The sequence below is a fragment of the Streptomyces sp. NEAU-W12 genome (assembly GCF_026242095.1).
Lineage (GTDB): Bacteria > Actinomycetota > Actinomycetes > Streptomycetales > Streptomycetaceae > Streptomyces.
On sequence record NZ_JAPJDM010000016.1, the window covers coordinates 111,927 to 134,873 of the forward strand.

Genomic DNA, 22,947 nt, shown 5'->3' on the forward strand with positions numbered 1-22,947 from the left:
GGCGAATCCAGAATGTGAACAGCAGTGAGGAGATCGCCGTGTCGGGTATGTCGGCGGCGGGCCGTTCAGCCATGCGGATGGGACCCGCTGAGCTGGTGCAGGCGGCGGCCATGGCCCGCCGCTTCTACCTAGAGGGCAAGTCCAAGATCCAGATCGCCGAGGAGTTCGGCGTCAGCCGCTTCAAGGTGGCCCGGGTCCTGGAGACCGCCCTCGAACGGGATCTCGTACGCATCGAGATCCGCGTGCCGGCCGAGCTGGACGCGGAGCGCTCCGACGCGCTGCGCGCCCGCTACGGCCTCAGGCACGCCGTCGTGGTGGAGTCCCCGGCCGAGGCCGCGGAGACACCCGACCCCGAGAACCTGGGAGAGGTGGCCGCCGACCTGCTCGGCGAACTGGTCAACGAAGGAGACGTACTGGGCCTGGCCTGGGGCCGGTCCACCATCCACATGGCGGCGGCCCTGGACCGGCTGGCGCCCTGCACGGTCGTGCAGCTGACGGGCGTGTACGACGCCGGGACCGCCGAGCGCGGCTCGGTGGAGGCCGTACGGCGGGCCGCGCAGGTGTCGGGCGGGGACGCCCACCCCATCTACGCGCCGATGCTGCTCCCGGACGTGGCGACCGCCGAGGCGCTGCGCCACCAGACCGGTATCGCACGGGCCTTCGAGTACTTCGACAAGGTGACGGTCGCCTGCGTCTCCATCGGCTCCTGGGAGCCGGGCATCTCGACGGTGCACGACATGCTCTCGGACGAGGAACGGGAGCACTACGCCTCCCTGGGCGTCGCCGCCGAGATGTCCGCGCACCTCTTCGACGCCGACGGGCGCCGGGTCGGCCGGGACCTGGGGGAGCGGTGCATCACGGTCAAGACCCACCAGCTCCGCAAGGTCCCCGAGGTCGTCGCGATCGCCGGCGGGCAGCGCAAGGGCCCCGCGATCGACGCGGTGCTGCGCTCCGGCCTGGTCACCAGCCTGGTGACGGACACCTCCGCCGCCGACTACCTGATGGCGGCGGGACCCGCGCCCAGGTCCGCCCTCAACCGGTCGGACCCGGACGGTTCCTGACCGGGCGGGGGACGGGGGCGGGGGGGGGGGCCCCCCCGGTCGGGGGGGGGCACCCCCCCCCCGGGCCGGCCGGCCGGGGGCGTGGCAGCACCGCCGTACGGTGCTGTCACGCCCGCCCCCGGCCTGCCTGCCCGTGCTGCCGGCGGTCCGCTCCTCGCGGGCTGCTCGCCCGCCGGTGCGGACGACGCGCCCCCGCCCGGGCCGACGGCACGGCCGCCGTTCGGGAGCCAGGCCTCCCCAGGGAGGCGCGGCACACGCCGGATCGCGGTACACGCCGGATCCCCCCGGCACGGGCGGTCCCTTCCCGTACGACCAGGACGGCTCCGTTTTCGGCAGCTTCGAAGGGCTGCTGCTGTCCCAGCGGGCCCACGCCCCGGGGAGAGACCGGGCGGGAGGTGCGCGCCGAGCTGCCTGGACGATCGCACCGGCACGGGCGATCCGGTCCTCATGGGACAATGAGGTACGTGCTCTTCCCCCTGGCTGACCTGTCCGGGGGCCACCTCTGATCGACTGGGATGTGCAGCACGTGCGTTTCCTCAACGACATCCAGCCCGCGTACGACCTGACGTACGACGACGTCTTCATGGTGCCGAACCGTTCCGCCGTCGGCTCGCGTCAGGACGTGGACCTCGGCTCCCCGGACGGCACGGGCACCACCATCCCGCTCGTCGTCGCCAACATGACGGCCATCGCCGGCCGCCGCATGGCCGAGACGGTGGCCCGCCGCGGCGGACTCGTGATCATCCCGCAGGACATCCCGATCGAGGTCGTCACCGAGGTCGTCGCCTGGGTCAAGAGCCGCCACCTGGTCCTCGACACCCCGATCGTGCTGGCCCCGCACCGGACCGTCGCCGACGCGCTCGCCCTGCTGCCCAAGCGCGCGCACAACGCGGGCGTCGTCGTCGACGACGGGCACCGGCCGGTCGGTGTGGTCACCGACGCCGACCTGACCGGTGTGGACCGCTTCACGCAGCTCAGCGAGGTCATGTCCCGCGACCTGCTGCTCGTCGACGCCGACATGGACCCGCGCGAGGCCTTCAACACCCTCGACGGCGCCAACCGGCGCTACGCCCCCGCCGTGGACAAGGACGGCCGCCTCGCCGGCATCCTCACCCGCAAGGGGGCCCTGCGCGCCACCCTCTACACGCCGGCCACCGACGACCGGGGGCGGCTGCGCATCGCCGCGGCCGTCGGCATCAACGGCGACGTCGCGGGCAAGGCCCAGCAGCTGCTGGACGCGGACGTCGACACGCTCGTCATCGACACGGCGCACGGGCACCAGGAGTCGATGATCAGCGCTCTCAAGCTGGTCCGCGACCTCGACCCGCAGGTCCCGGTCGCCGCGGGCAACGTGGTCTCCGCCGCCGGCGTCCGCGACCTGATCGAGGCCGGCGCCGACATCGTCAAGGTCGGCGTCGGCCCCGGCGCCATGTGCACCACCCGCATGATGACCGGCGTCGGCCGGCCGCAGTTCTCCGCGGTCCTGGAGTGCGCCGCGGAGGCCAGGAAGTACGGCAAGCACGTGTGGGCCGACGGCGGCATCCGCCACCCGCGCGACGTGGCCATGGCGCTCGCGGCCGGCGCGTCCAACGTGATGATCGGCTCCTGGTTCGCCGGGACCTTCGAGTCCCCTGGCGACCTCCAGCACGACGCGGACGGCCGCCCCTACAAGGAGTCCTTCGGCATGGCCTCCGCGCGCGCCGTACGCAACCGCACCTCGGAGGAGTCGGCGTACGACCGGGCCCGCAAGGCGCTGTTCGAGGAAGGCATCTCCACCTCCCGCATGTTCCTCGACCCGGCCCAGCCCGGTGTCGAGGACCTGATCGACTCGGTCATCGCGGGCGTCCGCTCCTCCTGCACCTACGCGGGTGCGGGTTCCCTGGAGGAGTTCGCCGAGAGGGCCGTCGTCGGCGTCCAGAGCGCCGCCGGATACGCCGAGGGCAAGCCGCTGCACGCCAGCTGGACCTGACCGGGGCCCCGGCCGTCGCGGCCGCCCGGTCCCCCGGGCGGCCCTCCCCTCCCAGAAGCGCCCAGAAGTCCTCGAGAAGCGAAGTGAACCGCACACAGTGCTGAACGATCTCGACGAACGCATCGTGCACGCCCTCGCCGAGGACGCCCGACGCTCCTACGCGGACATCGGCAAGCTCGTCGGCCTGTCCGCGCCCGCCGTCAAGCGGCGCGTGGACCGGCTGCGCGCCACCGGCGCCATCACCGGCTTCACCGTACGGGTGGACCCCGCCGCCCTCGGCTGGGAGACCGAGGGGTTCGTCGAGATCCACTGCCGCGGCAACACCTCCCCGGAGACCATCCAGCGTGGCCTGGAGCGTTACCAGGAGGTCGTGTCCGCCTCCACCGTCACCGGGGAGGCGGACGCGGTCGCCCAGGTCTTCGCCGCCGACATGCGGCACTTCGAACGGGTCCTGGAACGGATCGCGGGGGAGCCCTTCGTCGAGCGCACCAAGTCCGTGCTGGTGCTGTCCCCGCTGCTGCGACGGTTCTCCTCAGGACCGCCCGCCTGACCGCCGGTCCGGCTACCATCGGGTCATGACCTGGCGACATTGATCCACCGGTAACGCCTCCCGGGGGCCACCCCGGATGCCGTACGTCCTCCACGTCCGGTGTCCGAACCGCCCTTACGGGAAGGCCTCATGACTTCCACGCCCCCGCGTGCGCACGACCCCCGCGTCCGACGGCTGACGACCACGCTGTACGGCTACGCGTTCCTCGAGGACTTCGTGCTGCTCTACCCGGTGTACGCGTTGCTGTTCAGCGACACCGGCCTCACCGTCTGGCAGATCTCCTCCCTGTTCGCCCTCTGGTCGGTCACCGGCGTGCTGCTGGAGGTCCCCTCCGGCGTCTGGGCGGACGCCGTCTCCCGCCGGCTGCTCCTGTGGCTCGGCCCGCTGCTCTCCGCCGCCGGTTTCGCCCTCTGGGTGCTGCTGCCCTCGTACGGCGCCTTCGCGGCCGGCTTCGTCCTGTGGGGCGTCGGCGGAGCACTCGTCTCGGGGGCACTGGAGGCCCTGGTCTACGACGAACTCGACCGGCTCGACGCGGCCGGCCGCTACGCCCGGATCATGGGCCGCGCCCGCGCGGCAGGCCTGGTGGCCGTGATGGCGGCCATGGGACTCGCCGGCCCGGTGCTCGGACGGGGAGGCCACACCGCCGTCGGCGCCGCCAGCATTCTGGCGTGCCTGCTGACCGCGGCCACCGCCCTCCGGTTCCCGGAGCACCGGCACCCGGCGGCCGCCCGGCAGGGCTGGACCGCCACCCTGCGCGCCGGGCTCGCCGAGGCCCGGGCCGACCGCTCGGTGCGCGGCGCCCTGCTGCTCGTACCGGCCGTCGGCGCGGTGTGGGGCGCCCTCGACGAGTACACGCCGCTGCTGGTGCGGGACACCGGCGTCGCGGACCGGACCGTCCCGTACCTCCTGCTGCTGATCTGGGCCGGTGCCACCGCCGGAAGCCTGCTGGCCGGGGAGGGCGAACGCCTCGGCACGACCGGACTCGCGGCCCTGCTCGCCGGCGCCGGACTCGCCCTCGCCGTCGGCTCGCTCGCCGGTACGCCCGCCGGGCTGATCCTGGTCGCCCTCGCCTTCGGCGGTCTCCAGGCGGCGACCGTGCTGGCCGACGCACGGCTCCAGCGGCGCATCGGGGACACCGGACGGGCGACCCTGACCTCGCTCGCAGGCCTGGGCACCGAGCTGGCCACCGTCGCCGTCTTCGCCGGCTACGCCCTGATCGCCTCTCAGAGCCCGCACAGCACGGCCTTCGCCGTGTTCGCGGTGTCGTATCCGGTGACGGCGGCGGTGCTGGTGGCGGGAGCACGGGCAGTGACGCGGACCGGAGCGGGGAAGCAGGCCGAGGGGGCCCGTGCAGTGAAGGACCCTGCCTGAGACGGCCCGCACCGGCCGTCTCAGGCAGGCAGACGCGCAGAGGGGAGCGCACCGGGGCGCCCCGGGCGTCCTCCGGGACGGCGGTACCGATCCCCGTGGCTCCTCCTCGCCCGGCCGGTCGTCCTCCGGTGAGGCGGGGCCGGCGCCGCGGCCCCGCCTCACCGGGGCGGTCCCGGACGGCTCGTGCCCCGACTCGCCGCCGGGGCCGCCGGGGACGCAACGATCCGCTCACCGGAGCGCAACGGCTTCCGCTTGTCCGGCCGAGCCGGCCGAACGTACCGTCTATGCGATCCCTCCCAGCGGCCCTCCCGCCCCCTCCCCTGCCCTCCCGCGCACCGACGAGGAACACACGCATGCGTACCGCCCTGCTCCAGAGCTCCGGACGGCCCGGTTCCGTCGTCGGGAACCTCGAGGTTCTCGACGAGGCCGCGGGCCGTGCCGCCGCGGCCGGTGCCGGGCTGCTCGTCACCCCGGAGCTGTTCCTGACCGGCTACGCGATCGGTGAGGACATCGCGGTGCTCGCCGAGCCCGCCGACGGCGACGCGGCCGCCGCGATCGCCCGGACCGCCACCCGGCACGGGCTCGCCATCGCCTACAGCTACCCGGAACGCGCGGGCGACGCGGTCCACAACTCCGCCCAGCTCGTCTCCGCGGACGGCACCCGCCTCGCGAACTACCGCAAGACCCACCTCTTCGGCCCCTTCGAGCAGGCCCACTTCGCCCCCGGCGACCGACAGGTCGTCCAGGCCGAGCTGCACGGCCTCACCGTCGGCCTGCTGACCTGCTACGACATCGAGTTCCCGGAGAACGCGCGGGCCCACGCCCTGGCGGGCACCGACCTCCTGCTGGTGCCGACCGCGCTGATGCACCCGTTCCAGTTCGTCGCCGAGTCCCTCGTGCCGGTGCGGGCGTTCGAGAACCAGATGTACATCGCGTACGTCAACCGGGTGGGCCAGGAGGGCGAGTGGGAGTTCGCGGGGCTCTCCACCCTCGCCGGGCCCGACGGGGTCGCCCGTACCCGGGCCGGGCGCGGAGAGGAACTGGTCCTCGCCGACGCGGACCCCGTGCTCCTCGCCGCCTCCCGCGAGCACAACCCGTACCTGCGGAACCGCCGCCCCGCCCTGTACGGGGCCCGCGGCTGACCCCGCCTCCTCCGCAGCACCTTTCTCCCCGCACCACCTTCGACATCATCAGCGCAAGGAGTCCGTACCCCATGACGTCCACGGTGCCCAACGCCGTCGAACACGCCGACGAGCAGCAGCCGCCGATCACCATGTTCGGTCCGGACTTCCCCTACGCGTACGACGACTTCCTCGCCCACCCCGCGGGCCTCGGCCAGATCCCCGCGACGGAGCACGGCACCGAGGTCGCGGTGATCGGCGGCGGCCTGTCCGGCGTCGTCACCGCCTACGAGCTGATGAAGATGGGCCTCAAGCCCGTCGTGTACGAGGCCGACCGGATCGGCGGCCGGCTGCGCACCGTCGGCTTCGACGGCTGCGACCCCTCGCTCACCGCGGAGATGGGCGCGATGCGCTTCCCGCCGTCCTCCACCGCGCTCCAGCACTACATCGACCTGGTGGGCCTCGAGACCCGCCCGTTCCCCAACCCGCTCGCCGCGTCGACTCCTTCGACCGTCGTCGACCTCAAGGGCGAGTCCCACTACGCCCGGACCCTCGACGACCTCCCGCAGGTCTACCGGGACGTGGCCGATGCCTGGGCCCGGTGCCTGGAGGAGGGCGCCGACTTCTCCGACATGAACCGCGCCCTGCGCGAGCGGGACGTCCCGCGCATCCGCGAGATCTGGTCCCGGCTCGTCGAGAAGCTCGACAACCAGACCTTCTACGGCTTCCTCTGCGACTCCGAGTCCTTCAGGTCCTTCCGGCACCGCGAGATCTTCGGCCAGGTCGGCTTCGGCACCGGCGGCTGGGACACCGACTTCCCCAACTCCATCCTGGAGATCCTGCGCGTCGTCTACACCGAGGCCGACGACCACCACCGCGGCATCGTCGGCGGCTCGCAGCAACTGCCGCTGCGCCTGTGGGAGCGCGAGCCGGAGAAGCTCGTCCACTGGCCGTACGGCACCTCGCTGAGGTCCCTGCACGCGGACGGCGAGCCGCGCCCCGCGGTGACGCGGCTGCACCGCACCGCGGGCCACCGCGTCACGGTGACGGACGCGAACAAAGACGTCCGCACCTACAGGGCGGCCGTCTTCACCGCCCAGTCCTGGATGCTGTTGTCCAAGATCGCCTGCGACGACGCTCTCTTCCCGATCGACCACTGGACCGCCATCGAGCGCACCCACTACATGGAGTCCAGCAAGCTCTTCGTACCCGTCGACCGGCCCTTCTGGCTCGACAAGGACGAGGAGACGGGGCGGGACGTCATGTCGATGACGCTGACCGACCGGATGACCCGGGGCACCTATCTGCTGGACGACGGCCCGGACCGGCCCGCCGTCATCTGTCTCTCCTACACCTGGTGCGACGACAGCCTGAAGTGGCTGCCGCTGTCACCGAACGAGCGGATGGAGGTCATGCTGAAATCACTGGGCGAGATCTACCCGAAGGTCGACATCAGGAAGCACGTCATCGGCAACCCGGTCACCGTCTCCTGGGAGAACGAGCCCTACTTCATGGGTGCGTTCAAGGCCAACCTGCCCGGTCACTACCGCTACCAGCGGCGCCTGTTCACGCACTTCATGCAGGACCGGCTGCCCGAGGACAAGCGGGGAGTCTTCCTTGCCGGCGACGACATCTCCTGGACGGCCGGCTGGGCCGAGGGCGCCGTCCAGACCGCGCTCAACGCCGTCTGGGGCGTCATGCACCACTTCGGCGGAGAAACCGACGCGGCCAACCCCGGGCCCGGTGACGTGTACGACGAGATCGCTCCGGTGGAACTCTCCGACGACTGAGCCGGACCACACCGGGAGCGCGGCGACGGGCCGGGGCGCACGGCGGTCGCGGCGACCGCCCGGCCGCGGTTCTCGCTCAGCCCGGCAGCGGTGTGAGCAGCATGCGCCCTGCGAAGCCCACGGCCGTGTCCAGGCGTTCGGTGAACTCCTCGGTGACGTCCGGCAGCCCGCGCAGCGCCCACAGCGCGCGGGCCGCCGTCCACGCCGCGTCCCGGGCGCGGTCCAGGCTCCACGCGCCGGCCAGATGGGTGAGCGGGTCGGCGAGCTGGAGAACATCGGGACCGGGCATCAGGTCCTCGCGGATGCGCTCCTCCAGCGAGACCAGCAGGTCGCCCACCTGCTCGAACTCGTCCTCCAGCCGGGCGGGTCCGCAGCCGAGCGTACGGCAGGTGTCCACGACGGCGAGCGCCAGATCATGACCGATGTGCGCATTGATGCCCGCCAGCGCGAACTGCAGCGGACGTACGCCGGGGTGGTGGCGGAACTGGAACAGCGGACGCCAGCAGGCCGGAGGGCGGCGCCCCTCGGACACCGCCCGGACGGCGGCCAGGTAGCGTTCGGCGAACACCACGTTCAGGGTGACCGCCGCCCCGTCGTCCGCCGGCGGACCCGCGTCGATACGCCGGTCGGCCTCCGTCGTCACCGTGAGGTAGACCCGGTTGAAGACCGCGATCCCGTCCCGGCGGGGCAGGGCGGAGTCGAGGGCGCGCATGCGGGAGACGACCGTGTCTACGGGGGTGTGGACCTGCTCGCATCGCGACATGAGCGCAGAGTCGCACCTTTGCCGTGGTGCCCGTGACGGCGGGCCCGACGCTTCCCCGGAACGGGGTAACGCGCCCGTCGTGGGGGGAGGGGGAGCAGTACGGTGTCAGGTTCGCGTGCCCAGGAGGCCGGGATCGACGCCTACCTGTGGGTCGAGCTGCCGGGGGGTCGGACGCCTGCAAGAGGGTGCCGGGCACCTTCACCTCGTCGTGCGCCTACGACTTGGCGCGCTGACCGCTTCCGCCCTCCGCCTCGCCGTCACCCGTGTCGTAGGACGAGGTGCCCTCGTCGAGCAGCGGCTCCTGCGTCTTGAGATGGGCGGGCGCGAAGGCGCGCAGCGCGTGGTAGCCCGTGATGACGACGAGCGTGCCGAGCGCGATGCCGCTGAGCGAGAAGGTGTCGGTGAACTCCATCGTGACGTTGCCGACGCCGATGATGATGCCCGCGGCGGCCGGCACCAGGTTCAGCGGATTGCGCAGGTCCACCTCGGCGTTGATCCAGATCTGGGCGCCGAGCAGGCCGATCATGCCGTACAGGATGACGGTGATGCCGCCGAGCACGCCCCCGGGAACGGCCGCCACGACCGCGCCGAACTTCGGGCAGAGGCCGAACAGCAGCGCGAAGCCCGCGGCCGCCCAGTACGCGGCGGTCGAGTAGACACGGGTCGCCGCCATGACGCCGATGTTCTCGGAGTACGTGGTGTTGGGCGGGCCGCCGACGGCGGTGGAGAGCATGGAGCCGACGCCGTCGGCGGAGATGGCCGTGCCCAGCTTGTCGTCGAGGTTGTCGCCGGTCATCTCGCCGACGGCCTTGACGTGCCCGGCGTTCTCGGCGATCAGCGCGATGACGACCGGCAGGGCGACCAGGATCGCCGACCACTCGAACGACGGGCCGTGCAGGGTGGGCAGGCCGATCCAGTCGGCCTGGCCGACGCCCGACAGGTCCAGTCGCCAGTGGTCGGTGATCTCACCGCTCGCGTCCGCGGAGTGGATCTGCCCGAAGACCCGGTCCAGGCCCCAGGAGAGGACGTACCCGAAGACCAGCCCGAGGAAGATCGCGATGCGGGACCAGAAACCGCGCAGGCACACCACCGCCAGGCCGGTGAACAGCATCACGAACAGGGCGGTCCACTGGTCCTGCGGCCAGTAGGTGGCGGCCGTCACCGGCGCCAGGTTGAATCCGATCAGCATCACCACCGCGCCGGTGACGATCGGCGGCATCGCGGCATGGATGATCCGCGCCCCGAAGTGCCGCACCGCGAGCCCCACCAGGAACAGCGCGGCCCCGACCACGAACACCGCGCCGGTGACGGTGGCGCTCGACCCGCCCTGGGCCCGGATGACCGCGGCGACGCCCACGAAGGACAGCGAACAGCCCAGATAGCTGGGTACCCGGCCGCGCGTGGCCAGCAGGAAGACGATGGTCGCGACGCCCGACATCATGATCGCGAGATTGGGGTCCAGACCCATCAGGACCGGTGCGACGAAGGACGCCCCGAACATCGCGACGACGTGCTGGGCGCCCAGTCCCGCGGTGCGGGGCCACGAGAGCCGCTCGTCGGGACGGACCACCGCACCGGGGGCCGGTGTGCGTCCGTCGCCGTGCAGTGTCCAGCGGACGCCGAGATCCATGAGCTGTCGCTTTCGTCGTTCGTGCAGCGTGTCCGGACCATTGTGAAGGCTGGTCAGGGGTGCCTCGTCCACGGGGGCGGCCGGGGACCGGGCCGTGCGGGCGGCTCCGATGCGGCCGGGCCCGCGCCGGCCCGGCCCGGTCCCGCGGTCCCGGAGCGGGAGTCCGGCGGGACGGTCCGTGGCGAGGTCTTCGGGCCCGGGAGAACTTCATGCCCGGGGGCCGGGGACCGCCGCGTCCGGCCGGGCCATCCTCACCCGGTCCCCGGCACGCAGCACACCGGCCAAGCCGGCCAGACCGCACGACAACACCGTGACCAGGACGAACGACACCATCAGACTGGTCGCCTGGGCGAGCAGCCCGATCGCGCTCGGAGCGATCAGCCCCGAGGTGTACGTGATGGTCGCGACGCCCGCGATGGCGAGGCTCGGGTTGCTGCCGCTGCGGCCGGCCGCGGCGAAGCACAGCGGCACCACCACCGCGATACCCAGACCCATCAGCGCGAACCCGGCCATCGCCGCCGCGGGGTGCTGCGCGAGGACGATCAGCAGTCCGCCGCAGACGGCGACCACACCGCTCGCCCGGACCGTGCGGACCGCGCCGTAGCGGTCCACCACCCGGTCACCGGCGATCCGGGCGACCGCCATGGTGAGCGTGAAACCGGTGGTGCAGGCCGCCGCGAGACCGGCCGAGGCCTCCAGCCGGTCGCGCAGGTAGACCGCAGACCAGTCGAGGCTCGCGCCCTCCGCGAAGACCGCGCAGAAGCCGATCGCGCCGATCAGCAGCGCGGAGCGGGGCGGCAGCGCGAACCTCGGGGGCGGTTCCTCGTCCACGGCGGACCGCAGATCGAGGACGTGGCCGGCGGCGGCGACGCCCACCACCGTCAGGACGCCTGCCGCGAGCGTGTGATGCAGCCGGGCGTCCGTGCCGAGGTGTGCGGCGAGCGTGCCGGCCGCCGAACCGATCAGGGCGCCGGCGCTCCACATGCCGTGCAGCCCGGACATGATCGACCGGTCGAGCCGGTTCTCCACCTCCACGCCCAGGGCGTTCATCGCCACGTCGGACATGCCGGCCGTGGCGCCGTAGACGAACAGGGCCAGGCAGAGGGTGAGCAGGTTCGGGGCGACGGACGGCAGGACGAGCGCGAGCGTCCACAGGGCGATCAGCCCGCGCAGCGCGGCGCGGGCGCCGAAACGGTGGCTGACGCGCCCCGCCAGCGGCATCGCGACCGACGCGCCGATCGCGGGGAAGGCGAGCGCGATCCCCAGCTGCCCGGCGCTCACACCGGCATGGTCCTGGATCCACGGCACGCGGGTGGCGAACGAGCCCGTGACCGCGCCGTGCACGGCGAAGACCGCCCCCACGGCGTACCGCGCCCGCCGCACCTCCCGCTGCCCGTACACCTCTGTACTCATGGTCCCGCCCCTCCCGGTCGCCCAAGGCATCCCTGACGCGCCGCGTAAACTATCAGGGTCCCTGCCTGAAAGATAAGGGGATCTCCGTCGGCCCTCCTCCTGCCCGGTCCTGCCGCCGTCCGCCGTCGACCTCCGCCGATCTGGAAGGATCACGCCATGGCCGCATCCCCGAGCACCGCCCGAGCCATCAACGACCGGCTCGCCCTGCGTCTGCTCCAGCAGGAAGGCCCCCTGACGGCCGGTCAGCTGAAGCAGCTGACCGGGCTCTCCCGGCCGACCGTCGCCGACCTCGCCGAACGGCTGACCGCGGCCGGGCTGATCACCGTGGTCGGGGAGGCCGGGGAACAACGGCGAGGGCCGAACGCGAAGCTGTACGGGATCGTCGCCGACCGGGCGCACCTGGCCGCACTCGACGTACGGACCGAGGGCGTCGCCGTGGTCGTGTCCGACCTCGTCGGCACGGTCCTGGCCGAGGCCTCGGCGCCGATCACGGTGGACGCCGGGACCGGGCCCGCCGTGGAGCGGGCGGTGACCCTGGTCGAGCGGACGGCGAAGGAGGCGGGCGCCGACCGGCTGCACACCGTCGGGGTCGGCGCCCCCGGGCTGATCGACCCCGCGAGCGGGGAACTGCGCGACTCCGAAGGGCTGCCGGAATGGCACCGCCGGCTGGTCGCCGCGCTTCAGGAACGGCTGCCCGGGGCGCGGGTCAGCCTCGAGAACGAGACGAACCTCGCCGCCCTGGCCGAGCAGCGCGACGGGGTCGCCCGCGACCGCGACACCTTCGTCCTGCTGTGGCTCGGGCACGGCACCGGCGCGGCCGTCGTCCTGGACGGTGCCCTGCGCCGGGGTGCCTCCGGAGGCATGGGGGAAATCGGCTTCCTGCCGGTCCCGGGTACGCCCGGCCTGCCGTCGGCCACGGACTGCGGCGGCGGCTTCCACTCCCTCGCGTCGTCGGCGGCGGTCGCGGAACTGGCGGGGGAGTACGGGATCGTGGCCGAGCCGGGCGTGCACCCGGCGGCGGCGGGTGCGGTACGGGCGGCCACCGCGCGGGCACGGGAGGGACAGGGCCCGGCGGCCGCACGCTTCCTCGACGCCCTCGCCGGCCGCATCGCCGTGGGGGTCGCGTCGGTGGCCGCGCTGCTGGATCCCGGGTGCGTGGTGCTCGGCGGGGAGATCGGCCAGGCGGGCGGGGAGGGGCTCGCCGCCCGCGTACAGGAACGGACGGCCCGGATGTCGCCGCTGCCCACCGAGGTGCGGGCGAGCGCACTGGGGGGCGGCGCGGTTCTGCGCGGCGCCCTCCTGACGGCCCGCGGCCACGCCCAGGACGAACTCTTCGGCCCGGCCGCGCAGGGACACGCCCGCTGACCTGCCGCCCACGGGCGGGCCCGCCCGGCACCGCGCACGCGTGCCCCCGGGCCCCGGCACCCGCGGCGGCTCACTCCACCCGGCGCGCGCTCACCCGCCCGCGCGTGCCTGCTCCGCCCGCGCCGCCAGGAAATCCTCGAAGGTGACCTTGCCCACCGCGTGCTCCCGGGCGAGATGGCCGCCGGCCCGGAAGGCGCGGTACGCCGCACCCCGAAGGGGGACCTTGACCACCGCGCGGCGGCGGCCCGCGGCCTCCAGGTAGGAACGCGCCAGGGACTCGAACGTGCGCACCTCCGGCCCGCCCATGTCCGTGACGCGCCCCGCGGGCCCGCCCCGGGCCAGCTCCGCCAGACGGTCCGCGACCTCGGACACCTCGATCGGCTGGTCCTTCACGCGGGCAGGCAGCAGCATCACCGGAGCCCTGCCCAGGTGTCGGAGGAGCGTGAACACCAGGTCGTGGAACTGAGTCGTACGCAGCACGGTCCAGCCGAGCCCCGATTCCTCGATCAGCCGCTCCACCGCCGACTTGGCCCGGTAATAGCCGAACGGCACCTGGTCGACCCCTGTGATCGAGATGTAGACGAGGTGCCCCACCCCGGCCCGCCGCGCCGCCGCCAGGAGGTTCTTCGCCGCCGCCTCGTCGCCGCCGCGCGGGGTGCTCGCGCAGTGGACGATCGTGTCCACCCCCGTGACGGCCGTGTCCAGCGTGCTGCCGCCCCGGCGCAGGTCGACGGCGTACGGCTGGGAGTGCCGACTGAGCACCCGCACCTCCTGCGCGCCCGTCCGCAGCCGCCCGACGACGTGCCGGCCGAGGGTTCCCGTACCGCCGGTCACCAGGATCGTGGTCATGCCGTTCAGCTCCTCGGATGCGGTCGTCGGACGCCGGCACCCCGGCCGGCGCGCCTTCGTCAAGTGCATCAGAGGAGGGACGGGACCGCCTCCGGGAACGGGGCACGGGGCCTCGGACGGGCCCGGCGGGACGGGCCCGGCGGGGTGGGGCCGGCGGGGCGGGGCCGGCGGGAGCGTCGGACGCGGTGGTGAGGCCCGGCGGCGGGCAAGGGCCGTCGTCACCGCCGCCGGGCCGGTCTCTGGACAGGCTGAAGCAGACGCTAAGAGGACTAGACCAGTCCGTCAATAGGTATGGACCAGTCACGGGGAGCGTTCGGGAGCGCTCCGGTGGCACCCGATGGCGCACAAGGGCGCGGAGGCGGACGGCTGCCGGCGGTCGCGGAGCCGACGGCGGGCCGCCTCCCCGCGGCCCGTCCTGCGGTGGCGGCACACCGTGTCATCGGCTGTGAGCCAGCCCACATCCGCTGCCCGCATGGACGACGGACGGGCGTGGCAGACTGGCCCTGTATCAGCAGCAGCGCACTCCGGGGTCGGTGAAAGTCCGAACCGGCGGTTACAGTCCGCGACCCGGCCACTTCCAGTGGCCGGTTGACCAGGTGGAATTCCTGGACCGACGGTTAAAGTCCGGATGGGAGGCAGTGCGCGGCGGGCGGGCATCCATGCGCGCCGCCGTACCGGTCCGTCCTCGTGACGGGCCCCGTCCGGCGTCGCTCCCGGTGCCTTCGCCCGTTCTTCTGCCGTCGTCGGCAGCCCCGGAGTCCGTGCCCGAAGAGGCAGGAGGACCCGGGAAGTGTTCACCGGAATCGTCGAAGAACTGGGCGAGATCACCGCCGTCGAGACCCTCGAGGACGCTTGTCGCTTCCGGCTGCGCGGCCCCGTCGTCACCGAAGGCGCGAAGCACGGCGACTCGATCGCCGTCAACGGCGTCTGCCTCACCGTCGTGGACCACGAGGGCGACGAGTTCACCGCGGACGTGATGGCCGAGACCCTGAACCGCTCCAGCCTCGGCGCCCTCGCCGTCGGCTCCCGCGTGAACCTCGAACGCCCCATGGCCCTGGGTGCCCGTCTCGGCGGCCACATCGTGCAGGGGCACGTCGACGGCACCGGCCGGATCCTGGAGCGCGAGCCGTCCGAGAACTGGGAGATCGTCAGGATCTCCCTGCCCGCCGAACTCTCCCGCTACGTGGTGGAGAAGGGTTCCGTCACGGTCGACGGCGTCAGCCTCACCGTCGTCGACGCCGGGCAGGACTTCTTCACCGTCAGCCTGATCCCCACCACCCTCGCCCTGACCACCCTCGGGCTCAAGCGAAGCGGCGACCCGGTCAACCTCGAGGTGGACGTCATCGCCAAATACGTCGAGCGGATGATCGGCGACCGCGCGACGGGGGTCCCGGTCGGCGGCACCCCGGCCGCCGGTGACGGCACCACCGGTGAGGGGGCCGTGCGGTGAACTGGCTGAACTCGGAGGCCTTCACCCTCTTCGACCAGCACATCAAGTGGTCGGACATGATCGGCAACGTGATCGGACTGACAGCCCTGGCGCTCGGCTGGCGGCGCTCCATCTGGACCTGGCCCGCCCAGTTCGTCTCGGGTCTCATCCTCTTCACGGCCTTCGCCACCGCCCACCTCTCCGGCAGCGCGGGCAAGCAGATCGTCGTCATGGCCGTCGCCGCCTGGGGCTTCTGGCAGTGGAACCGCGGCCGGCAGCAGGCGCAGGACGGCTCCATCGCGGTGAGGTTCGCCACCTGGCGCGAGCGCGGCGCGCTGGCCGGCCTCGCGGCCGTCGGCACCCTCGCCGTCGGCGGCCTGTTCACCGCCTTCCCGTCCCTGTCCTGGGACCCCTGGCCGGACGCGTACATCTTCGTCGGCACCATCGTGGCCATGTACGCCCAGGCCCGCGGCATGGTCGAGTTCTGGTTCGCCTGGCTGCTGGTCGACCTCGTCGGCGTACCGCTGAACTTCGCCAACGGCTTCGCCTTCTCCGGCTTCGTCTACGTCGTCTACGGCGCACTGGTCCTGTGGGGACTGCGCGACTGGTGGCTGCGCTCCCGCGAGGACGCGCGCCCCGCAATGGAAGGAGCGCCGGCATGAGCACGGCACCGATCCTTTACCGCACCGAGGAGTTCGAGAGCCCCATGCTCGACCCGGTCGAACAGGCCATCGCCGACATCGCGGCCGGCCGTCCCATCGTGGTCGTCGACGACGAGGACCGCGAGAACGAGGGCGACCTCGTCGTGGCCGCGGAGAAGGCGACCCCCGAGATCGTCGCCTTCATGATGAGCGAATGCCGCGGACTGATCTGCGCCCCCATGGAGGGTGACGAACTGGACCGGCTCCGCCTCCCGCAGATGGTCGAGGACAACACCGAGTCGATGAAGACGGCGTTCACCGTCTCCGTCGACGCCTCCGCGGCCCACGGCGTGAGCACCGGCATCTCGGCCGCCGACCGGGCCACCACGCTCCAACTGCTCGCGGGCGGCGCCGCCGAACCCGCCGACTTCGTCCGCCCCGGCCACGTCTTTCCGCTGCGTGCCCGCTCCGGCGGTGTGCTCGAACGCGACGGCCACACCGAGGCCGCCGTCGACCTCGCCCGTCTCGCGGGACTGCGCCCGGCCGGTGCCATCGTCGAGATCGCCGGCGAGGACGGCCGGATGCTGCGCCTGCCCGAACTGATCCCGTTCGCCCGCAAACACGGCCTGACGATCATCTCCATCGAGGACCTGATCGCCTACCGCCGCAGCTCCGAGCCCGCCGTCCGCCGCGAGGCCGAGGTCCGGCTGCCCACCTCCCACGGCGTGTTCACCGCCTACGGCTACCGCTCCACCGTCGACGGCGTCGAGCACGTCGCCCTCGTCCACGGAGACATCGGCGACGGCCGGGACATCCTCGTACGCGTCCACTCCGAATGCCTCACCGGCGACATCTTCGGCTCCCAGCGCTGCGACTGCGGTCCCCAGCTGGACGCCTCGCTGGACCGCATCCAGACGGAGGGCCGGGGCGTCCTCGTCTACCTGCGCGGGCACGAAGGGCGGGGCATCGGCCTGATGTCCAAGCTGCGCGCCTACGAACTCCAGGAACGCGGACGCGACACCCTGGACGCCAACCTCGAACTCGGCCTGCCCGCCGACGCCCGCGACTACGCCGCCGGAGCGCGGATACTCGCCGACCTCGGGGTGCGTGGTGTCCGCCTGCTGACCAACAACCCCGACAAGTCCCAGGCGCTCGTCCGGTACGGCATCGAGGTCACCGGCCGCGAGCCGATGCCCGTCACCGCGGGCGAGCACAACATCCGTTACCTGCGCACCAAGCGCGACCGGATGGGCCACGACCTGCCCTGGCTGGACACGCCGACCGTGCCCGCCTGCGGCAACCAGTGACCGTACCCGCCCGCGGCGGACAGTGACCGCGAGGACCCGCAGGAGAGCCGGCCCGCGGCGGCCGGCCGAGAACCACCGAGGAGAGATGTGAGCGGCAAGGGTGCACCGGAACTGTCCGTACGCGACGTGGGGGACCTCCGCGTCGCCGTCGTCGCGGCACAGTGGCACGAGAAGGTGATGGACGGACTGGTCGACGGCGCCCTGCGCGCCCTGCACGACCTCGGCATCGACGAGCCGACCCTGCTCCGGGTCCCCGGCAGCTGGGAACTCCCGGTCGTCGCCAAGGTCCTCGCCGGACGCGGCTACGACGCGATCGTCGCCCTCGGAGTCGTCGTCCGGGGCGGCACACCCCATTTCGAATACGTGTGCCAGGGCGTCACCCAGGGCCTCACCCAGGTCAGCACCGACACCGGCGTGCCCGTCGGCTTCGGCCTGCTCACCTGTGACACCGAGGAACAGGCGCTGGACCGTGCCGGACTGCCCGGCTCCACCGAGGACAAGGGGCACGAGGCCGTCACGGCGGCGGTGGCGACCGCGGCCACACTGCGTTCGGTATCCGAACCCTGGCGGTGAGCAGCCCCCGGCACCGCGTAGGGTAAGGACCACCATGTCCAAGAAGACGTTCGAGGAGCTCTTCACCGAGCTCCAGCACAAGGCCGCGCACGGCGACCCCGCCACCTCCCGTACCGCCGAACTGGTGGAGAAGGGCGTCCATGCCATCGGCAAGAAGGTCGTCGAGGAGGCCGCCGAGGTCTGGATGGCCGCCGAGCACGAGAGCAAGGAAGCGGCCGCCGAGGAGATCTCGCAGCTGCTCTACCACGTCCAGGTGATGATGGTCGCCCGAGGCATCTCCCTCGACGACGTCTACGCCCACCTGTGAGCGCGGGCACTCCCTGCCACCCCTGACCACCGGTACACCGTCACACCCCAAAGGAAGCCGACCTCATGCTGCGCATCGCACTCCCCAACAAGGGTTCACTGGCAGGCCCTGCGGCGGAGATGCTGCATGAGGCCGGCTACCAGCAGCGCCGGGAGTCGAAGGAACTGCGGATCGTCGACCCGGTCAACGAGGTCGAGTTCTTCTACCTCCGCCCCCGCGACATCGCCATCTACGTCTCGTCCGGCCGCCTCGACATCGGCATCACCGGCCGCGACCTCCTGATCGACTCCGGTGCCGAGGCCGAGGAGATCCTGCCCCTGGGCTTCGCCCGCTCCACCTTCCGCTTCGCCGCCAAGCCCAGCGCCGCCAGGAGTGTCGCGGACCTGAACGGCAGCACGGTCGCCACCTCCTACGAGGGCATCGTCGCGCGGTACCTCACCGAGCAGGGCATCGACGCCTCCGTGGTCCACCTCGACGGTGCCGTCGAGACCGCCATCGAACTCGGTGTCGCCGAGGTCATCGCGGACGTGGTCGAGACCGGCACCTCCCTGCGCAACGCGGGCCTGGAGGTCATCGGCGAACCGATCATGACCTCCGAGGCCGTCGTCATCCGCCGCACCGGCACCGGGGCCGACGGCGGCGTCGAGTCCAAGGTGGGCCAGTTCCTGCGGCGCCTCCAGGGAGTCCTCGTCGCCCGTACCTACGTGATGATGGACTACGACTGCCGGGTCGAGCAGCTGGAGAAGGCCGTCGCGCTGACCCCCGGCCTGGAGTCCCCGACCGTGTCCCCGCTGCACAACGAGGGCTGGGTCGCCGTCCGCGCCATGGTCCCCTCCAAGGAGGCCCAGCGCATCATGGACGACCTCTACGACCTCGGCGCCCGTGCCATCCTCACCACGGCCATCCACGCCTGCCGCCTCTGACCCGGACCGATCCCGGAGCCGCACCATGCCGGACGCCACCCCCGAGCCCTCCCCGGATGCCACCCCGGTCCCTCCGTCGGGTCAGCTGCCCGCCCTGCCCGTCACCTTCCGGCCGGGCCGCACCCGCGCGGTGCTGCTCGCCGCGGCCGTCGGGCTCTTCGCGGCCATCTCCCTGATCGCGCTGCTGCTGGAGCAGCTCAGCCCCGGCGAGCGCCTCAGCTTCGTGTTCACCGCCGCCCTGCTGGCCGGAGTCCTGGTCCTGCTGGCCCGGCCGAAGGTCGACGCCGACGAGACGGGCGTCACCGTCGTCAACATCACGACCCGGCGCCGCCTGGACTGGGCCCAGATCCTCCGGGTGAACCTCCGCCCGGGTGATCCCTGGGTCTTCCTCGACCTCAGCGACGGCACCAGCCTGCCGGTGCTCGGCATCCAGCCGGGCATCGCCAGGGAGCGTGCCATCGCCGACGCGCGGGCCCTGCGGGCGCTCGCCGAGGCACGGACCACGACCACCGGCCCCGAAGCGTCCCCGTGACCTTCCTCGGGGAGGGACGGATCGTCCTGCGGCAGCTCTGACGCGCAGGCAGGCCCCCGGACTGCCGCCGGACGGCGCCCCCCGGACTGCCGCCGGACGGCGCCCTCACCTTCATGCGCCGCGCGCGTCCGGCCGGGCACGGAGCGCAGCCGCGGGGCCCGTCGGCGTCACGCCGTCGGCGGGTCCTGCGGACCCCGCCCGGACAGGACCTCCCCGTACGCCTGCATCAGGTCCGGCAGCCGCAGCGTCGCCAGGTCCTCCCGGGTCAGTGCGCCCGGATACGCCGGGTACGCCGACAGCCGCAGATCCCGGTACGCGCAGCTCTTCTCGTACAGCGTCCGCAGGAATCGCCCGTTGCCCAGCTCGTCGATCCACCCCTGGTCCACCACGTGCCCGGCGATGGACCGCAGTTCGTCCAGCGCCTCCTCGTCCCACACGTCGCCGTTCTCGGCGGCCAGTACCTCGCCGATCGCGGTGAGTTCGAGGGGCCGGTAGGAGGGGAAGTCGACGCGGGTGGTGAAACGGGACGACAGACCCGGGTTGGCGCCCAGCAGGCGGTCCATGCCCTCCGGGTAGCCGGCCAGTATGACCACCAGATGGTCGCGGTTGTCCTCGGCCCGCTTCAGCAGTACCTGGAGCGCCTCGTCGCCGTACGCGTCGCCCTTGCCGTAGCCGGAGTTGGAGAGTGCGTACGCCTCGTCGACGAAGAGGACCCCGCCGAGGGCCGAGTCGATCAGCTCGTTGGCCTTCACCGCTGTCTGGCCCAGGTACTCGCCGACCAGATCGGCGCGCTGGGCCTCCACGAGATGGTCGCCGCCGAGCAGCCCGAGAGCGTAGAAGACCCGGCCCAGGATGCGGGCCACCGTGGTCTTGCCGGTGCCGGACGGCCCGGAGAAGACGAAGTGCCGTTTCGGCGGCTGCACCGGCAGCCCCTGCCCGGCCCGCAGCCGTGCCATGTTCAGCTGTGCCGACAACGCCTTGACCTGGCGCTTCACCGGTTCCAGCCCGACCATGCGCTCCAGCTCGGCGAGCGCCTCCGCCAGTAAGGCGGGATCGGTGGGGCCCGTGGGCAGCGGAGTCACCGGATCGCCAGCCCTCGCGCGCACCGAAGGGCCCGTGACCGGTGGCAGGGGCGGAGGCGGCGGCTCCTGCTCGGACAGCATCAGATCGCGGCCCTCGGTGTCGAACAGGGGGTCGAGGGTGTCCGGGCCGTCCAGCAGATCCGCGCCCGCACCGCCCGGCGAGACCGCGCCGAGGTCGCCCGAATCGTCGTAGCCGTCCCCCTCGGTGATGGCGGCGAGCCGGGCCGACGTGTCCATGAAGGCGGGATCGACCCGGTGCACGGCCCGGTACAGGGGGAGTGCGGCGGCGCTGCGGCCGGTGCCCTCGTGGGCGCGCGCCAGCCAGTAGCGCAGCTCCTTGCGCTGCGGCTGCTCGCTGCGGCAGCGCATCAGGGCCGCCGACAGCAGCGGCTCGGCCTGCCCGTACATCTCCAGACGTACCCGGGCCATCCCGCCGAACAGGCCTGTCTCGATCCCGAGCAGCGGGTCGCCGTGCAGCGGGTCGGTGTGCCGGACCAGCTGCTCCCAGTCCTTGACCAGGTAGGCGCGGCAGGCGTGCAGGAAGCGGACCTGCGGGTCGGCGTCCACCGGAGGGAGTCCGGCGAGCGCGCGGTCCAGTTCGGGGACGTGGCGGCCGTCCAGCCAGTGGGAGGCGTGCGCGAGCAGCAGATCGCGCGGGTTCTCCAGCACCGGCTGAACCCACCAGCCGAGCCAGTACCAGGAGTTGAGGGTGCGGCGGTGCCGGGCGCGCTGTTCGCCGAAGCGGTCCCGGTGCCGGAACATCCGCAGCAGCGAGGCCGTCGTGTCGACGCGCAGCGCGTGCAGCCCGAGCCAGCCGTCCGCCATCCCCGGGTCGATCCGTACCGCGGCCCGGAACTCCTCCTCGGCCTGCGGATAGGCGCCCATCGTGTAGGCGTCCACGCCCCGCAGCCAGGCGAGGTCGGCAGGGGCCTGCGGGCCCTGCGTGCCGAAGTCCATCACGTCCCTCACAAACCGTGCCCCGTCGGTATGCCCCACCGGCCCTCGCCCGCCGGCTGCCCTGGGGCGAACCGCTGTACCGCGGACCGGAGTTGCACGGTGCGCGAAGCAGCGTCCGTAGGCCGCACCGAGGGCATCGTACCTGCGGCGCCGTCACCTCCGTAGAGGGCCGTACCCGCAGCGGGACGACGCGGGAAGGGGGAACGTTCCACCGTGCCGTGACCGAGGGTGACCGCCATGTGCCGCTGGGCATCCGGAAAGGGTGAAGAAGGCAGAACGAAGCCCCCGATCACGGGGGAACAATCGGGGGCTTCGCGTCCGCGGGCGGCTCCGAACGGCCGCACATTGAGAACGTAAGACCTGTACGGCACCCCGGTCAAGCGGCGTCGGGGCGCTCCGGAGGCCTGCCCGGGAGAGGGTCTTCACAAGTTCAGCACACTGCGGACGAACCGTCACCGTGGGTGAGGGGCGGGTTCGGGCCAGCGGTCCCGGCAGGTCCGGGAAGCACCTCGTATCCCTTCCCGCACTCCCGAACCAGCAGATCGGCGAAGGGGCGTGACGGGTCGTCGGTGAAATGCCGCTGTTCCGCCGCGACCCACCCGTCCCAGAACTCCCGCTGCTCCTCCCCGTCCCGCGCCCGCCCCCGCGACCAGGAGGCCTCCGCGGGCAGTTCCATCCACAGCAGCAGGGCCAGGTACGGCCGCAGCGCCCGCCGCCCCGCGCCGACGCCCTCGACGACGACCACCGGGGCGGGCGGCAGCGGGCGCGGCGGCCCGAAGCCGCGGGCCCGCCAGTCGTAGGGGGCGTAGGACGCCTGCTCGCCGCGGTCGAGCGGACCGATCACCTGGCTCAGCAGCCGCCCGGTCCAGCCGAAGAGCTCCTCGTGGCTGGCGACGTCGTCGAGCCGCAGCACGGGGGCGCCGTCCAGTGCGCCGGCCAGCCGCCCGGCGAACGTGGACTTCCCCGAGCCGGCGTGTCCGTCGACCCCGACGAGCCGGACCGGACCACAGGAGGGGCCGAGCCGGCGGATGCGGGAGACGAGATCGTGCATGGCTGGTCTCCGGGGTGAGGCGGGGCGGTCGGGGCGGGAAGGGGGGAGGCGGTGGCGGCGTCCCACTCTAGGACCTGCCCGCCGCCCCGGAACCGACGGCCTGCCACCCCGGTTGCCACGGGCCGGGGCCGGGGCCGGGGCCGATGACGGTCGGCGCGGCACGGCCCGGGGTGCTGGCGGGGTCCACCCGGTGCGTCCATAGTGGGCGGACGTCGCTCCACCCGGTGGACGCGGTCAGCCCGGCCCGCCGGGCACCGGACCCG

The 22,947-nt window shown here is 72.8% G+C and carries 20 protein-coding genes and 1 riboswitch; of the genes, 14 read left to right on the forward strand and 6 right to left on the reverse strand.

Going from position 1 to position 22,947, the window contains the following annotated elements; translation table 11 throughout:
• Positions 1-14 precede the first annotated feature (14 nt).
• From ORI94_RS21220 to ORI94_RS21245, 6 genes are all read left to right on the forward strand, one after another.
• Positions 15-1,061: a sugar-binding transcriptional regulator gene (locus tag ORI94_RS21220; RefSeq protein ID WP_266078052.1), complete on the forward strand. Its 1,047-nt coding sequence runs from the start codon at positions 15-17 to the stop codon at positions 1,059-1,061.
• Between the two features lie 526 nt (positions 1,062-1,587).
• On the forward strand, positions 1,588-3,030 hold the full coding sequence (locus ORI94_RS21225) for a GuaB1 family IMP dehydrogenase-related protein (RefSeq protein WP_266078188.1): 1,443 nt from the start codon (positions 1,588-1,590) through the stop codon (positions 3,028-3,030).
• Between the two features lie 97 nt (positions 3,031-3,127).
• Positions 3,128-3,580: an Lrp/AsnC family transcriptional regulator gene (locus ORI94_RS21230; protein ID WP_042174027.1), complete on the forward strand. Its 453-nt coding sequence runs from the start codon at positions 3,128-3,130 to the stop codon at positions 3,578-3,580.
• A 129-nt stretch (positions 3,581-3,709) separates the two neighbouring features.
• The gene (locus tag ORI94_RS21235) at positions 3,710-4,951 is read left to right on the forward strand and encodes an MFS transporter (RefSeq protein ID WP_266078055.1); all 1,242 of its coding nucleotides are present in this window, start codon (positions 3,710-3,712) and stop codon (positions 4,949-4,951) included.
• Between the two features lie 353 nt (positions 4,952-5,304).
• A complete protein-coding gene (locus tag ORI94_RS21240) occupies positions 5,305-6,093 on the forward strand; it encodes a carbon-nitrogen hydrolase family protein (protein ID WP_266078057.1) in 789 nt (262 codons plus the stop codon).
• 71 nt (positions 6,094-6,164) lie between these two features.
• Positions 6,165-7,862 carry a flavin monoamine oxidase family protein gene (locus ORI94_RS21245; RefSeq protein ID WP_266078059.1) on the forward strand — a complete coding sequence of 566 codons (1,698 nt, stop codon included), beginning with the start codon at positions 6,165-6,167 and terminating at the stop codon, positions 7,860-7,862.
• 76 nt (positions 7,863-7,938) lie between these two features.
• Here the strand turns inward: ORI94_RS21245 and ORI94_RS21250 are convergent, their stop codons facing one another.
• The 3 genes from ORI94_RS21250 to ORI94_RS21260 all read right to left on the reverse strand — a co-directional run bounded on the left by ORI94_RS21250 (position 7,939) and on the right by ORI94_RS21260 (position 11,668).
• Positions 7,939-8,625, reverse strand: coding sequence for a DUF5995 family protein (locus tag ORI94_RS21250; RefSeq protein ID WP_266078061.1), 687 nt, complete (start codon positions 8,623-8,625; stop codon positions 7,939-7,941).
• Positions 8,626-8,839: 214 nt separating this feature from the next.
• Positions 8,840-10,255: a uracil-xanthine permease family protein gene (locus ORI94_RS21255; RefSeq protein WP_266078063.1), complete on the reverse strand. Its 1,416-nt coding sequence runs from the start codon at positions 10,253-10,255 to the stop codon at positions 8,840-8,842.
• Positions 10,256-10,462: 207 nt separating this feature from the next.
• Complete coding sequence (locus tag ORI94_RS21260) at positions 10,463-11,668, reverse strand: MFS transporter (protein ID WP_266078065.1); 1,206 nt, start codon at positions 11,666-11,668, stop codon at positions 10,463-10,465.
• A 156-nt stretch (positions 11,669-11,824) separates the two neighbouring features.
• On the opposite strand from ORI94_RS21260, the gene ORI94_RS21265 reads away from it, so the two are divergent.
• Positions 11,825-13,033, forward strand: coding sequence for an ROK family transcriptional regulator (locus ORI94_RS21265; protein ID WP_266078067.1), 1,209 nt, complete (start codon positions 11,825-11,827; stop codon positions 13,031-13,033).
• A 90-nt stretch (positions 13,034-13,123) separates the two neighbouring features.
• Here the strand turns inward: ORI94_RS21265 and ORI94_RS21270 are convergent, their stop codons facing one another.
• On the reverse strand, positions 13,124-13,882 hold the full coding sequence (locus ORI94_RS21270; RefSeq protein WP_266078069.1) for an SDR family oxidoreductase: 759 nt from the start codon (positions 13,880-13,882) through the stop codon (positions 13,124-13,126).
• 515 nt (positions 13,883-14,397) lie between these two features.
• Positions 14,398-14,528: riboswitch (FMN riboswitch) on the forward strand.
• A 144-nt stretch (positions 14,529-14,672) separates the two neighbouring features.
• On the opposite strand from ORI94_RS21270, the gene ORI94_RS21275 reads away from it, so the two are divergent.
• From ORI94_RS21275 to ORI94_RS21305, 7 genes are all read left to right on the forward strand, one after another.
• The gene (locus ORI94_RS21275) at positions 14,673-15,332 is read left to right on the forward strand and encodes a riboflavin synthase (RefSeq protein ID WP_266078071.1); all 660 of its coding nucleotides are present in this window, start codon (positions 14,673-14,675) and stop codon (positions 15,330-15,332) included.
• Positions 15,329-15,973, forward strand: coding sequence for a nicotinamide mononucleotide transporter family protein (locus ORI94_RS21280; protein WP_266078073.1), 645 nt, complete (start codon positions 15,329-15,331; stop codon positions 15,971-15,973). The genes ORI94_RS21275 and ORI94_RS21280 overlap by 4 nt, the downstream gene beginning before the upstream one ends.
• Positions 15,970-17,259: a bifunctional 3,4-dihydroxy-2-butanone-4-phosphate synthase/GTP cyclohydrolase II gene (locus ORI94_RS21285; protein ID WP_266078075.1), complete on the forward strand. Its 1,290-nt coding sequence runs from the start codon at positions 15,970-15,972 to the stop codon at positions 17,257-17,259. The genes ORI94_RS21280 and ORI94_RS21285 overlap by 4 nt, the downstream gene beginning before the upstream one ends.
• A gap of 87 nt (positions 17,260-17,346) precedes the next feature.
• Positions 17,347-17,832: a 6,7-dimethyl-8-ribityllumazine synthase gene (gene ribH, locus ORI94_RS21290; protein ID WP_266078077.1), complete on the forward strand. Its 486-nt coding sequence runs from the start codon at positions 17,347-17,349 to the stop codon at positions 17,830-17,832.
• A 34-nt stretch (positions 17,833-17,866) separates the two neighbouring features.
• Positions 17,867-18,139 carry a phosphoribosyl-ATP diphosphatase gene (locus ORI94_RS21295; RefSeq protein WP_266078079.1) on the forward strand — a complete coding sequence of 91 codons (273 nt, stop codon included), beginning with the start codon at positions 17,867-17,869 and terminating at the stop codon, positions 18,137-18,139.
• A 65-nt stretch (positions 18,140-18,204) separates the two neighbouring features.
• The gene (gene hisG / locus ORI94_RS21300) at positions 18,205-19,062 is read left to right on the forward strand and encodes an ATP phosphoribosyltransferase (protein ID WP_266078081.1); all 858 of its coding nucleotides are present in this window, start codon (positions 18,205-18,207) and stop codon (positions 19,060-19,062) included.
• A gap of 25 nt (positions 19,063-19,087) precedes the next feature.
• Positions 19,088-19,594 carry a PH domain-containing protein gene (locus ORI94_RS21305; protein WP_266078083.1) on the forward strand — a complete coding sequence of 169 codons (507 nt, stop codon included), beginning with the start codon at positions 19,088-19,090 and terminating at the stop codon, positions 19,592-19,594.
• Between the two features lie 167 nt (positions 19,595-19,761).
• Here ORI94_RS21305 and ORI94_RS21310 read toward each other — a convergent pair whose 3' ends face one another.
• Together ORI94_RS21310 and ORI94_RS21315 are read right to left on the reverse strand one after the other, a co-directional pair.
• Positions 19,762-21,633, reverse strand: coding sequence for an AAA family ATPase (locus ORI94_RS21310; RefSeq protein WP_266078085.1), 1,872 nt, complete (start codon positions 21,631-21,633; stop codon positions 19,762-19,764).
• A gap of 430 nt (positions 21,634-22,063) precedes the next feature.
• Entirely contained in the window at positions 22,064-22,684 is a 621-nt protein-coding gene (locus ORI94_RS21315; protein WP_266078087.1) for a hypothetical protein, read from the reverse strand.
• Positions 22,685-22,947: the final 263 nt, after the last annotated feature.